The 13,960-nt window shown below is 39.1% G+C and carries 13 protein-coding genes; 8 read left to right on the forward strand and 5 right to left on the reverse strand.

The annotated features are described in order from the left end of the window. Positions 1-348: 348 nt before the first annotated feature. Positions 349-1,134: a hypothetical protein gene (locus FPK91_RS00595; RefSeq protein ID WP_144206716.1), complete on the reverse strand. Its 786-nt coding sequence runs from the start codon at positions 1,132-1,134 to the stop codon at positions 349-351. A 284-nt stretch (positions 1,135-1,418) separates the two neighbouring features. Between FPK91_RS00595 and cysB the strand changes: the two genes are divergently transcribed. Beyond that, positions 1,419-2,393 carry an HTH-type transcriptional regulator CysB gene (cysB, locus tag FPK91_RS00600; protein ID WP_144206718.1) on the forward strand — a complete coding sequence of 325 codons (975 nt, stop codon included), beginning with the start codon at positions 1,419-1,421 and terminating at the stop codon, positions 2,391-2,393. A gap of 85 nt (positions 2,394-2,478) precedes the next feature. Here cysB and purN read toward each other — a convergent pair whose 3' ends face one another. Together purN and purM are read right to left on the reverse strand one after the other, a co-directional pair. Continuing rightward, entirely contained in the window at positions 2,479-3,123 is a 645-nt protein-coding gene (purN, locus tag FPK91_RS00605) for a phosphoribosylglycinamide formyltransferase (RefSeq protein WP_144206720.1), read from the reverse strand. Continuing rightward, a complete protein-coding gene (purM, locus tag FPK91_RS00610; RefSeq protein ID WP_144206722.1) occupies positions 3,124-4,161 on the reverse strand; it encodes a phosphoribosylformylglycinamidine cyclo-ligase in 1,038 nt (345 codons plus the stop codon). A gap of 240 nt (positions 4,162-4,401) precedes the next feature. Between purM and upp the strand changes: the two genes are divergently transcribed. Continuing rightward, positions 4,402-5,028 carry a uracil phosphoribosyltransferase gene (gene upp / locus FPK91_RS00615; protein WP_144206724.1) on the forward strand — a complete coding sequence of 209 codons (627 nt, stop codon included), beginning with the start codon at positions 4,402-4,404 and terminating at the stop codon, positions 5,026-5,028. A gap of 97 nt (positions 5,029-5,125) precedes the next feature. On the opposite strand, the gene FPK91_RS00620 is transcribed toward upp, so the two are convergent. After that, positions 5,126-6,445 carry a Na+/H+ antiporter family protein gene (locus FPK91_RS00620; RefSeq protein WP_144206726.1) on the reverse strand — a complete coding sequence of 440 codons (1,320 nt, stop codon included), beginning with the start codon at positions 6,443-6,445 and terminating at the stop codon, positions 5,126-5,128. Positions 6,446-6,854: 409 nt separating this feature from the next. On the opposite strand from FPK91_RS00620, the gene FPK91_RS00625 reads away from it, so the two are divergent. Then, a complete protein-coding gene (locus FPK91_RS00625; RefSeq protein WP_144206728.1) occupies positions 6,855-7,460 on the forward strand; it encodes a peroxiredoxin in 606 nt (201 codons plus the stop codon). Positions 7,461-7,608: 148 nt separating this feature from the next. Here the strand turns inward: FPK91_RS00625 and rnt are convergent, their stop codons facing one another. Then, positions 7,609-8,340 carry a ribonuclease T gene (gene rnt, locus FPK91_RS00630; protein ID WP_144206730.1) on the reverse strand — a complete coding sequence of 244 codons (732 nt, stop codon included), beginning with the start codon at positions 8,338-8,340 and terminating at the stop codon, positions 7,609-7,611. Between the two features lie 137 nt (positions 8,341-8,477). On the opposite strand from rnt, the gene FPK91_RS00635 reads away from it, so the two are divergent. The 5 genes from FPK91_RS00635 (at position 8,478) to tolR (ending at position 13,957) form a co-directional block, all read left to right on the forward strand. Next, positions 8,478-9,347 carry a flagellar protein MotY gene (locus tag FPK91_RS00635; protein WP_144206732.1) on the forward strand — a complete coding sequence of 290 codons (870 nt, stop codon included), beginning with the start codon at positions 8,478-8,480 and terminating at the stop codon, positions 9,345-9,347. Between the two features lie 618 nt (positions 9,348-9,965). Continuing rightward, positions 9,966-12,140: a prolyl oligopeptidase family serine peptidase gene (locus tag FPK91_RS00640; protein WP_144206733.1), complete on the forward strand. Its 2,175-nt coding sequence runs from the start codon at positions 9,966-9,968 to the stop codon at positions 12,138-12,140. Positions 12,141-12,451: 311 nt separating this feature from the next. Continuing rightward, positions 12,452-12,853, forward strand: a complete 402-nt coding sequence (gene ybgC / locus FPK91_RS00645) for a tol-pal system-associated acyl-CoA thioesterase (protein ID WP_144214039.1) — start codon at positions 12,452-12,454, stop codon at positions 12,851-12,853. Then, positions 12,843-13,532, forward strand: coding sequence for a protein TolQ (tolQ, locus tag FPK91_RS00650; protein ID WP_144206735.1), 690 nt, complete (start codon positions 12,843-12,845; stop codon positions 13,530-13,532). The genes ybgC and tolQ overlap by 11 nt, the downstream gene beginning before the upstream one ends. Beyond that, positions 13,532-13,957, forward strand: coding sequence for a protein TolR (tolR, locus tag FPK91_RS00655; protein ID WP_144206737.1), 426 nt, complete (start codon positions 13,532-13,534; stop codon positions 13,955-13,957). The genes tolQ and tolR overlap by 1 nt, the downstream gene beginning before the upstream one ends. Positions 13,958-13,960 lie beyond the last annotated feature (3 nt).

The raw sequence follows: 13,960 nt of genomic DNA on the forward strand, positions 1-13,960 counted from the left end.
CTAGTTTAGAACGCATTAGTTTAAGTCGCTTTAGTTAATGACGCTAACTCGATAAAGCCAATTAACTTTAGATTTATAAATCTAATACCTATATTCAGTTATTCAGGTATGAGCATTAAGATATTTTTCTAAACTCAAACTATCTCCCATTAAGTATCTATCCCAGCAAGCCTGCAATGAAAAGTTAACTGTTTTTCGTAGGCTTATGTTGGTCACACTAATAAGCTAGCGTCGAAGTAAAAGCTCAGTATTAAAAGGTCAGTATTAAAAACACTGGAGTAAATTAATTTCATGCAATAAAAAAGCCTCCGAAGAGGCTTTAATTAGAAATATTTACTGGTTAAATCTTTACCATTTCTTTTTCGGCTGGAACAACATATCGATATCATCACCATCATCTTTTTGTGCTGTGACGATTTCAGGGTTGAGTTGTTTTTGCTGGGCATTAATTTCAGCTAGTAGCTCTTTTGCTTCATCTACTTTTTTAGTGATAAAAGGATCATTAGGTGTTTTAGCCTTGATGGCTTGGAGAGTTGAAAGCGCTTTAGAGACCATTTGTTTCGATGAACCAAACTGCTTTAATGAATTTGCCGCTCTAGCTCTTGAAAGCATAGATTCAACATTTATTCGAAGCTGATAGCTATCAATTCTATTCTCTGCTTCACCAAATACCTGTGGGTCCAGTTTACCTTTGTTGTTTTCTGCACGGACAATAGCCTTTAACTTCTTGAGCATTTGAACCAGTTCAAGGATTTGTTTGTCATTATCAGGTAAACGAAAGTTTTCTATGGCAAGTGCTTGAGTCTGGCTAGACGCTAATGTGGTTATTTGAGCTTGTATATCATTAAGTCTGCGCTGGTAATCTGCTTGTTGAGGTTGTTTCTCTAGATGTGAAATAGACACTTCTAGCGCTTCACTTATCCTTTTATATAAAACAAGAATAATGCTACTAGGAAAAGAAGCTAACCCCGTGTTTGACAGAACCGTTTCGGTTTCATCAATTATCGCACGCTGACGTTTTAGTTCCGTACGTCGTTCGGCTTCGGCACGCTCTTTTTGCTGTTGAATAACACTTATACCGATAATTAGGATGAAAAGTGCACCTAAAAGAATCAATACCAAAGTAAAGGTCATATGGGATCCATTAATTAAAATTGCAGAGTGGCTAACAGGCCACTTTTATGTACATCTAAAGCTTACATTCTAGCTTATGACAAAGAGTGTGTCGTAAAAAAGTCGTACTATATAGCGAAAATTATCATAAATATCGACACAGACCTCAAGATTACCATTAGTGACTTGCATCATGCAAAATTCTCAAACTCGTTATTACTATTTGCATTAATAATCTAGATGTTCTATAACATTTAGATATAAGGTTAAAATGAAATGTGTATGGCAAAGGTGAAGGTAGTAACATGAAATTACAGCAACTAAGATATATTGCCGAAGTGGTAAAGCATAATTTGAATGTCTCAGCCACTGCTGAAGATCTTTATACTTCTCAACCGGGTATTAGCAAGCAAGTGCGAATGCTAGAAGATGAGCTAGGTATTCAGATATTTGGTCGAAGTGGTAAACACCTCACTCATGTTACACCAGCCGGCCAGCTTGTCATTGATATCTCGAATGATATCTTAGGTAAAGTTGAAAGCATTAAAAAAGTATCTGAAGAATACACTCAGCCAAATCAGGGCGAGTTGAATATTGCGACTACAGACACTCAGGCTCGATATGCCTTGCCACAAGTCATTAAACCTTTCATAAAACGCTATCCAAAAGTTAATTTGCATATGCATCAAGGTACTCCATCACAAATCAGTGAGCAAGCAGCCCGCGGTGATGCAGATTTTGCGATTGCGACTGAAGCCATGCATCTGTATTCAGACTTGATTATGTTGCCTTGTTATCACTGGAATCGCTCTATCGTCGTCACCAAAGATCATCCACTTGCAAACCGTAAAACCCTAAGCATTGAAGATTTAGCTGAATTTCCACTTGTTACTTATGTTTTTGGTTTCGATAAAGCGTCTGAAATTGAAAAATCATTTAATGAGGCTAATCTTGAGCCAAGAGTCGTCTTCAGTGCAACAAGTGCTGATGTACTTAAAACTTACGTGCGATTAGGTTTAGGTGTTGGAGTGATTGCTTCTATGGCTATTGATCCGGTGATTGATAAAGATCTTGTGGCGATAGATGCGAGACATTTATTTGCCCATAGCACCACTAAAATTGGCTTTAGACGAGGTAGTTTCTTAAGAAGTTATATGTATGACTTTATGTATAACTTTGCGCCGCACCTGACACGAGATGTGGTAGAAAAAGCGGTTGCGTTAAGAGACCAACAATTAATTGATGGCATGTTTGCTGATATGGATTTACCTGTAAGGTAAAACGGCCAAAACATAATCCATCAGAAATAAAAAATCTCGCCTTAGCGAGATTTTTTATTTAAGCAAGATACAGAACTAAATTGGTTTAATCAGGTGCAAAGCCATGGATACCAATACTTTCATTGTCTAAATAGGCGATGTTGTCAACCATTTTTAAACGTTGTAAGCTGAACCATTTAACCACTAAAGGATAAATGGCATGTTCTTGTTCATGTACACGTGCAGAAAGTGTCTCAACATTGTCTTCTTCATAAACCGGTACTTTAGCTTGAAGAATAACAGGACCTGCATCAAGCTCTGGAATGACAAAGTGCACACTGGCACCATGTTCAGCATCCTTAGCATCGATTGCTCTTTGATGGGTATTCAATCCAGCATATTTAGGCAATAAAGAAGGGTGGATGTTTATCATCCTCCCCATATATTGGCTAACAAATTCATCAGATAGAATACGCATAAAGCCAGCAAGCACGATTAAATCAGGTTGATATTTTTCTATAGCTTGCTGTAGGCGTTGATCGTATTGCTGGCGTGTTTCATCTTTGCGCACAATCACGCAACTGGTGTCAATTTCACCTTGATGTGCACGTGTTAACCCGTACGCATCAGGTTTGTTACTAATAACACCAACAACTTCAGCGCTGACATTGTCATCACAACCATCAATAATGGCTTGTAAATTACTACCATTGCCAGAGATGAGAACTAAAACACGACAGCATTCAGTCATTTAGTTAATCTCCACTTGCTCTTCGTCGCCTTGACGAGCAGCAATATCACCGATTAACCAAGCGTTTTCGCCTTCAGCTTTTAACAATGTTAATGCAGCATCAACATTTTCTGCAGGAAGAGCGATAATCATACCAACACCACAGTTAAAGGTGCGGTACATTTCAAATTGTTCGATATTGCCGTTTTCCATTAACCAATCGAAAACAACAGGCCACTGCCAAGAGTCACCTTTGACGACGGCTTTACAATCAGCAGGAAGTACACGAGGAATATTTTCCCAGAATCCACCACCAGTGATGTGAGCCATTGCATGAACTTCAGTTTGTTCTAGCAATTTTAATAATGGCTTAACGTAAATTCTTGTTGGCTCTAAAAGATGGTCAATGAGCGGCTTACCGGCTAAATCTTGCTTAGGATCCGCTTTGCTCACTTCAAGTACTTTACGAATTAAAGAATAACCATTTGAATGAGGACCAGTAGAACCCAGTGCAATTAGTGCATCGCCTGATTTTACTTTAGTACCATCGATGAGGTTTTCTTTTTCAGCAACGCCAACACAAAAGCCGGCTAAATCGTAATCTTCACCTTCGTACATGCCTGGCATTTCAGCAGTTTCACCACCGATTAGTGCACAGCCCGACTGAAAACAACCTTCAGCGATACCGTTAACAACGGATGTTGCTGTTTCAACATCAAGTTTGCCGGTTGCGTAGTAATCAAGGAAAAATAATGGTTCAGCACCAGATACGATTAAGTCATTAACACACATAGCAACTAAATCGACACCAACAGTGTCATGCTTTTTGTAATCAATGGCTAAGCGTAACTTTGTACCAACGCCGTCAGTACCAGAAACTAAAACTGGATGTTTATATTTAGTGGGTAACTCGCACAATGCGCCGAAACCACCTAAATTGCCCATAACTTCTGGACGATGAGTGCGCTTTACCGCAGTTTTAATGTTATCGACTAATGCATTACCAGCATCAATATCAACGCCAGCATCTTTGTAACTAAGTGGTGTAGGAGTAGTCACGGAGTTTCCTCTAGGGTACATCGTTTTATGGGATTTTATGCGGCGATATTCTAACAGCTTGTGTTACTAGTCGAAAGCCATGATTTAGCTTTATACGTTTATGAAAACAGTTTTTCGTAATAGATTTATTGGTTTAGCGTGAGATTGCCTGCAAATATGAAACTTTATGTTTTATACCGAGGATAAATAAACTAGAATTTGAACAATTTGCGAAAAATATCTCATTATTAGGAGTGCAAAATGAAAGTCGTTGAAGTAAAACATCCGCTTATTCGCCATAAAGTTGGCTTAATGCGTGAAGCTGATATTAGTACTAAAAGGTTTCGTGAGCTTGCCACAGAAGTTGGTAGTTTATTAACTTATGAAGCTACTTCTGATTTTGAAACAGAGAAAGTGACCATCGAAGGTTGGAACGGTCCTGTTGAAATTGAGCAAATCAAAGGTAAGAAGGTCACCGTTGTTCCTATCCTGCGAGCTGGTCTTGGTATGATGGATGGTGTTCTCGAACATATGCCAAGTGCAAAAATCTCAGTTGTCGGTATTTACCGCGATGAAGAAACACTTGAGCCAGTACCTTATTTTGACAAGCTTGTTAGTAATGTCGATGAGCGTGTAGCGATTGTTGTTGACCCAATGCTTGCAACTGGCGGCTCAATGATTGCGACTATCGACTTATTGAAAAGTCGTGGTTGTGTGTCAATTAAAGCCTTAGTGCTTGTTGCTGCGCCAGAAGGTATTAAAGCGCTAGAGATTGCTCATCCAGACATTGAGCTTTATACCGCATCTATTGATGATTGCTTAAATGAACAAGGTTATATTTTACCTGGTTTAGGTGATGCGGGTGACAAAATATTTGGAACTAAATAAGGCTTAATTTATTTAGCGCTTAATCTGGTGATAAGTCCAAATATATAATCGATAAAAGGGAGCCAATTGGCTCCCTTTTTTATGCTTGTAGTACGAACTACAACACCATTGCTGCAATCCAACCGAATCCAATCAGTGGGATGTTGTAATGAATAAATGTTGGAATAACACTGTCACGAATATGATCATGTTGGCCATCAGCGTTCAAACCAGCCGTAGGCCCTAAGGTTGAATCTGATGCTGGGGAGCCTGCATCTCCAAGTGCCGCAGCTGTGCCGACTAATGCAATGGTTGCCGCCACAGAAAAACCGAATGTCAGTGCAAGTGGTACATATATAGTGGCAATAATGGGGATCGTAGAGAAAGAAGAGCCAATCCCCATGGTAATTAATAAGCCCACAATGAGCATTAGTAATGCCGCAAGCGCTTTATTATCACCAATGATATCGCCTAATGAAGTCACTAAGGTGCTGACTTCACCGGTAGATTTTACCACCGCTGCAAAGCCCGCGGCAGCAATCATAATAAAACCAATATTTGCCATCATCAATACGCCTTGGTTAAACATATCTTGTCTAACATCGGGCTTAATAATGCCTGAGAATCTAAAGATGATAAAACCGGTTAAGGCACCAAAAATCATTGAATCAGTCTGCAGTTGCACCACTAAGGTAGCAAAAATGGCAAATAGTGAAATGAAGATGGTTTTCTTATTAATGCTGACTTCTTTTTCTGCTGATTCAACTTCAGTTATCGCATATTGACGAGGCTTGCGGTAAGTAATGAAAACAGCGACTAATAAACCGGTAATCATACCTAACGCTGGCAGCATCATTGCCATAGGGATTTGTTCTTTAACTGCACCTAAGCCGTTATTGTTCAAATTAGCCAGTAAGATATCATTTAAGAAGATCCCGCCAAAACCGATAGGTAAAATCATATAAGTGGTTACAAGACCAAATGTAATGATACAAGCCACCAAACGACGATCTATCTGCAATTTACTTAATACGTGTAAAAGTGGTGGAATGAGGATCGGGATGAATGCGATATGGATAGGTAAAATATTCTGTGAGCTGATTGCCATTGATAGAATAGCGACCAAGATTAACCAGCGTACGACTAGCGTATTAGTACTGTTCGGCTCTTTGCCTACTTTCTTAATTATACTGTGTGAAATAAGTGTGGTTAAACCAGAATGGGACAATGCTGCAGCAAAAGCACCTAACAACGCATAACTTAACGCGATTTGAGCCCCGCCTCCAAGTCCATCATTAAACGCTGTGATTGTTTGATGGATATCTAAACCACCAAAAAGACCCGCTGCAAGGGCACTAACAGTAAGCGCAATGACAACATTCACACGCATGAGACTTAATGCAAGCATTAAGGTGACAGCAATTACGACTGCATTCATATTATTTAATTCTTATTAAGTTATGTTTTGATAATTATTCTGAGCTTATTCTTGTCTGTATAGGAATACATGTCCAGTTTATCTATAAGGAGTTTAAATTTATTGTATGCATGTAAGTAGGGTTTTTCATTGATGTAACAGGGCTTGTAGTAATGTTGATTTTAATCTCTTTGTCATCAGCGAGTAATTTAAAAGAAGTATTTTTAAGCAGGTAAAACATATTTCATCTTAAAGGGCTTATCTCTTTAATCAATTAGCGGTAAAGTGTAGACCGATTATCGAATTGATATACATATTTAGGTATGCATTTATGCGAGCTGCCTCGCATATTGCTCAAGTTTAAGTATAATGCTACTCAGATTAACAGGCATTGTTTTAAATTTTTTCAATCCATAGATGGAGATACAAAATGAGCGTATTAGTAGGCCGTCCGGCCCCAGATTTTACTGCCGCAGCGGTTCTTGGTACTGGTGAGATTGTTGATAGTTTTAACCTATCTACAGCGATTAAAGGTAAGCCAGCAGTTGTTTTCTTCTACCCACTCGATTTCACTTTCGTGTGTCCTTCAGAGTTGATTGCATTTGATCACCGTATTGAAGAGTTCACTAAACGTGGTGTTGAAGTTATCGGTGTTTCAATCGATTCTCAGTTCTCACACAACGCTTGGAGAAACACTTCAGTAGATAAAGGCGGTATTGGCGAAGTTAACTACACACTAGTTGCTGACGTTAAACACGAAATCTGTAAAGCATACGATGTTGAGCATCCAGAAGCAGGTGTTGCTTTCCGTGCTTCTTTCTTAATTGACAAAGAAGGTCAGGTTCGTCATCAAGTGGTTAACGATCTTCCACTAGGTCGTAACGTTGATGAAATGCTGCGTATGATCGACGCATTACAATTCCACGAAGAGCATGGTGAAGTTTGTCCAGCTGGTTGGGAAAAAGGCGATAAAGGTATGACTGCAACAACTGAAGGTGTTGCTTCTTACTTAAAAGATAATTCTGACCAGCTTTAAGTTAGCGAATTAGAACAAAAAAAGCTGCCATTGGCAGCTTTTTTTATTTCAGTTTTAGGCAAATAAAGATTCAGTTATCATTGTTAAACAATCTGTTCCATAACAAAGTTTCAAAAATTAGTTTGAATGGTTATTACCAAAAAATCTATTACTCTGAGTCAGACTCGATAGAATTTGTTTCGGTAGATTCAGCACTCGTTGACTCAACAAGTTTCTCTTTATCTTCCCCATCTTCTGTTTCATCAGCTGTTGGCATTGGCCAACCACCTAGCGCTTTCCATCTATTGACGATGTAACAAAATAACTCAGCCGTGCGTTCTGTGTCGTATAGTGCTGAATGTGCTTCTTTGTTATCAAAATCGATACCTGCCATCTTACAAGCTTTAGCTAATACGGTATGTCCAATAGCAAGACCTGCAAGTGTTGCAGTATCAAAAGTCGCAAAAGGGTGGAAAGGTGAACGTTTTAAATCACAACGTTCAATGGCTTTATTCACAAAGCCAATATCAAATGCCGCGTTATGGGCCACAATGATGCTTCGATGGCAATCAACCGCTTTTTGGGCTTTCTTCACCATCTTAAAAATTTCGAGAAAAGCTTGTTTCTCATCAATAGCACCGCGTAATGGATTAGTTGGATCAATACCATTAAACGCTAATGCTTCAGGCTCAAGGTTAGCCCCTTCAAAAGGCTCTATATGAAAGTGAATCGTTTTATCTAATTCGATTACTCCATCATCATTCATTTTAAGGGTGGTGACAGCTATTTCTAGCAACGCATCAGTTGCAGCATTAAATCCAGCAGTCTCAACATCGATGACGACAGGGAAGTAACCTCTAAAGCGGTGTTTGAATTTGTTTGCGTCGCAGATATCGCTCATTAAAAACCTCATTCTTCATTATGTCGGCTATTATGCTAAAACTGCGCCCAAGTGTCATGCTCGATTGCTAATTTATCTGCTAAAGATTAATTAAATAGAGCCGATAAAGTAATGTGACCAATAATCGGGATGATTTTATGTGGCGTAACCTTCTTTTATTATCGAGTTTTTGTTTTGTCTCTTCAGCGCAAGCTGATTTGCAACACTATGTAGCATCCCTAGATAACTCAATGTGGCGTATTAGTGAGAATAGCCCCATCGAATGTCGCCTCGAGCACGATATCCCAGATTATGGCAAAGCCATTTTTACTAGCACAGCGGGCAAAGATTTAAATTTGAATTTCACGTTAGATATGTGGAATAAGCCTGATCAAATAACCGATGCACACCTTATCAGTAAGGCACCACAATGGCGCCCAGGTGTAAACGCGAAAGAAATTACCAAACTTCAATACCATAAACAGTTTAATGGTGAAGTACCAAAGAAAGCTGCCTGGTCTATGCTGTCTGAGTTAAGTAAAGGTATGCAACCCACCTTTTACTATGCTGATTGGTATAACCAGTCGGATAAAGTGGCAGTAGGGCTGTCTGCGGCAAATTTTGGTGGCCAATATCGCCAGTTTCGTTCTTGTTTATCAACCTTATTACCGTACAGTTTTGATGATATAGCTTTTACTGTATTGAATTATGAAGAAGGTGGCACACAACTTACTCGTTTCTCTAAACATCAGTTAAGTCGTGTACAGGAATATTTGTCATATGATTCAGATGTGGATTTAGTTTTTGTTGATGCATATACAGACAGTTATGGCGGTCGCTCAACTAACCAAAGAGTTTCAGATAAGCGTGCAGATAACGTGGCTGACATATTAGTCGCAAGCGGAATCGAACAAAGTCGAATCCATAAAACGGGCCACGGAGAAAGAAGGCACGTGGCGTCGAATCAATTAACTGAAGAAAGAGCGCGTAACCGAAGGGTCGTGATCAAAATATCCAAGTCTATTTAAAATTTAGATAACCCGCAGGAAAGAATGGCTCAATTGATTGAGTCATTTTTTATGGGCGAAACAAAATTTTGGTCCGAAAAAAAGACAAAAAAAAGCCTACTTAAAGTAAGTAGGCAAAATAATTTGTATTCACAAATTCAAGGAAGGAAGTCAAGCATAAGAACCAGGGATAAGTTGAGGTATTGGGGTACATCAACTTGAAGTTCTTGGTTTTCAATAACTCAATTAAGCTATGTCCTGAAAACAAGATATATATTAGAGATATTACTCTAATCTGGCAAACTAGAAAAATTTCGATTTAGGATTAGTATTACTAATGCTTAGTTTAATCAAGAAAATGAGTGTAAGCACTTAAAGATGACCTGAAAGCCTAATCTGTTGGGTTATAAGCATACTGCGTGCATATTTAATCGAAAACAGTCAACTCTCTTTGATAAACAAATGTTAAATATTCCACTTTGGGCTGCATATAAAAACTAATGAGATAAAAATATCTGCTTATAACCCCATGAAATAGGCTTGAAATCACCATTTAAACTGAGAAAGTCGCAAAAAATCATATTTTGGGTATATTACTTTTAGGCAAGAAGCCGTAATGCAAAAACAAGGTTAGCAAAAATGATAATAAAAACCCCCTTATTAAAAGGTTCACTGCTCGCAATTGTACTGGCTACTGCGGTGGCAGGTTGCCAGCATGCCCCAGATAGCGAAGTCGATAAAGTGATCGATAGCACTAAATATTCTTATCCAAATACGCGAGAGCAAAACTTAGTCGAGACAATTCATGGTGTCAGTGTTGCTGATCCATTTCGGCATTTAGAAGAGAACACACCCGAAACTGAATCATGGGTAAAAGCACAGCAAGATTTTGGTCAGCAATATTTAAATAATATTACTAACAAGCAGGCTGTTGTTGATCGTATTACTGAACTATGGAATTTTGAAAAAGTATCAGCGCCATTTGAGAATGGTCAAAATACCTTTTTCTACCGCAACGATGGTTTGCAGTCTCAGTCTGTTTTATATGTCACCGATAAAGCGGGTAACACCAAAGCCATACTTAACCCAAACACCTTATCAGATAATGGAACTGTTGCGCTTTCTGGCGTTTCTGTAAGTAATGACGGTAAAACCCTGGCTTATGGGGTTTCTAAGTCTGGCTCAGATTGGCAGCAATGGAAATTTATTGATATTGAATCTGGTGAAGCACTGACAGACACATTGGATTGGATTAAGTTTTCCTCAGCGAATTGGGATTCAGACAATCAAGGTGTTTATTATTCTCGATACGATGCACCAGCAGGTGGTGATGTATTGGCGGATGTGAATTTCAATCAAAAGGTTTATTATCATAAGCTTGGTACACCACAGAGTGAAGACACGCTTATCTATGATCGTCCTCAAAATAAAGATTGGGGATTTTCAGCTGAAGTGACCGAGAAGGGGGATTATCTATTGCTGTCTATCTCGCAAGGCACTGATAGCCGAAATCGATTTTTTTACAAATCCTTAGCTGAATCTAATACAGATGTCGTAGAGCTAATTGCCGATTTAGAAGCAGAGTATATTTTCTTAGGTAACGATAACCAGTTTTTCTATTTTAAAACGGATCTAAATGCGCCTAATGGCAAAGTGATTGCGATTAATATTAATCGTCCAGAGAAATCACAATGGCAAACGATTATTGAAGAGTCAGCAGATCCCATTAATGATATTGCCATTGTGCATGACCATTTTGTCGTGAGCTACTTACATGACGTATTAGGAAAAGTATCAATATATGGTTTAAATGGAACAAAGAGACAAGATGTTGCACTTCCTGGTAAAGGTCGCGTTTTAGGACCATACGGTAAACGCAGCAAAGATTATTTCTATTTTGCTTTTAATAGTTATGTTCAACCACAAACTATTTATAAGTTTGATTTTAGAACCGGCGAAACCAGTTTATATAATCAGCCTAAAGTTTCCTTCAATCCTGATGATTACGTGTCTGAACAAGTGTTTTACACCAGTAAAGATGGCACTCGCATTCCGATGATGGTGTCGTATAAAAAAGGTGTGACCTTAAACGGTGAAAACCCGACATTACTCTATGCCTATGGTGGTTTTGCGATATCGATAACACCACGATTTAGCCCTGCGAACATCGCTTGGCTAGATATGGGCGGCGTCTATGCTGTGCCGAGTATTCGTGGCGGTGCTGAATACGGTGAGAGCTGGCATCAAGCGGGCATGTTCGATAAAAAACAAAATGTATTTGACGATTATTACGCAGCAGCTGAATATCTTATCGAGAAGGGATACACCAACAAATCAAAGTTAGGTGCCTATGGTCGAAGTAATGGCGGTTTATTGATGGGAGCAGTGTTAACCCAGCGTCCTGATCTATTTGCTGCAGTGTTACCTGCAGTTGGCGTACTTGATATGTTGCGTTTTCAAAAATTCACTATTGGTTGGGCGTGGACCAGTGAATACGGCAGTGCTGAAGTTGCTGAGCAATTTCCTGCTTTGCTAGCTTATTCGCCATATCATAATGTAAAGCAAGGTAACTACCCTGCAACTATGGTGATGACGGCCGATCATGATGATCGCGTGGTGCCGCTACATAGTTTTAAATTTGCAGCAATGATGCAAAAGTATCAGCAAGCTGATAAACCTGTGATTATGCGAATTGAATCAAATGCAGGCCATGGCGCCGGCAAACCCACAGCGATGAAGATAGACGAATCTGCCGATATCTATAGTTTTTTATGGCAAAGCTTTGGTTTATCAATCCCCGCTAAGATTGATTAATCTTGCCAGTGATAATTTTTAGTCATCATTGTATGTAAATAACGCTTGAGGTTAGTACTATTATTCTGGTTTTCTCCAATCGTATAGCAGTGCTAATCTCAAATTTACCGTTAACAGAATGTAAACTTATCAATCACTAACATTAAAGTTTCTTCATTTGTTAGTGTAATGCCTGCAAAAGCCATTTATTAATGGCAAATTAAGCTCTAAAGCCTAAAATAATGACCTTAATAACCCGTCGCTTTGTTCACAAGCGTGGTGGTACTCGGTATAGTAAGCCATCTTTTATTACGCAAAATTCACAATCGCTAATTATGTTTACATGGCCTATTTCTATTTATTATGAAGATACCGATGCTGGTGGTGTTGTTTATCATTCAAATTATTTAAACTTTTTCGAACGTGCGCGCACGGAATGGTTAAAAGCGATGGGAGTCAATCAAAGTAAGCTATTAGCTGAAGATATCGCCTTCGTAGTGAAACATGCTGAGTTAGATTTTAAAGTTGCAGCAAGATTCGAACAGAACTTAACTGTTGAATCAAGGGTCATAGAATTAAAGAAAGCCTCTTTGGTTTTTAAGCAGTGCTTGGTTGATGATAAAGGGACGATATATTGCGAAGCTACCATTATTGTCGCGTGTATTGCTTTATCTAGAATGAGACCAAGGGCTATTCCATCTAATATTGTGCAGGAGTTTAATCGTGCAAGCTGAAATTTCATTTATTGGTCTTTTTTTAGAGGCAAGTATTCTCGTTAAACTGGTAATGCTAACGTTATTGAGTTTATCTATTGCTTCTTGGGCAGTGATTATCCAGCGCCGTAAACTGCTGAATACCGCCAGAGCTAAATCAATAAAATTTGAAGATACTTTTTGGTCTGGTGTCGATTTAAACAAACTTTATAAAGAATTGTCCGTTCGTGGTGAACCGCTTGCAGGTTTAGAAGCGTTATTTGTTGCGGGCTTTAAAGAATATTCACGTCTGAGCTCTGCAAACAGTAAATCGCCTGAAGCGGTTATGGATGGTACATCACGTGCTATGCGAGTAAGTTTATCGCGTGAAGTTGAAAAGCTTGATACACACCTTCCTTTACTCGCCACCATTGGTTCAACCAGCCCTTATATTGGCTTGTTCGGCACGGTTTGGGGCATCATGAATTCATTTATTGCATTGGGCGCAGTTCAAAATGCGACGCTTGCAATGGTAGCTCCTGGTATTGCTGAAGCCTTGATTGCAACTGCTATGGGGTTATTTGCCGCTATTCCTGCCGTTATTGCTTATAACCGCTTCTCGACACAAGTTGAAAAAATTGAAATGGCTCACGTTAACTTTATGGAAGAATTTTCTAACATATTACAGCGCCAAGCCTACAGCGAGAAGGAAGCTGTTTAATGTATCAACGTAAGCGCCGTCGTCCAGTTGCAGAAATTAACGTTGTGCCTTATATAGACGTGATGTTGGTGTTATTGATCATCTTTATGGTGACTGCACCCATCGTATCCCAAGGTGTCAATGTTGAATTACCACAGGGCGAAGCTGAGGCTTTACCCGCTGAAAGTAAGCCACCGATAGTGGCATCAATTGATCAAAACGGTGATTACTTCCTTAATATTGGTAGTGGTTCTAATAATGAGTCTCTTGAGTTAGACGAAATATCCGTTCAAGTGGGCGCCATGATCCAGCTTGAGCCAGAAAGACCTGTAGTTGTAAAAGCCGATCGCCGTATTCCTTATGAGAGCGTGATTCAATTAATGGTCAGTCTACAAGGTGCTGGTGTTCCAGCAGTAGGCTTAATGACTGATTCACCAGAGGAGTAATAT

It is taken from the genome of Shewanella donghaensis, assembly GCF_007567505.1.
Classification (GTDB): Bacteria; Pseudomonadota; Gammaproteobacteria; order Enterobacterales; family Shewanellaceae; genus Shewanella; species Shewanella donghaensis.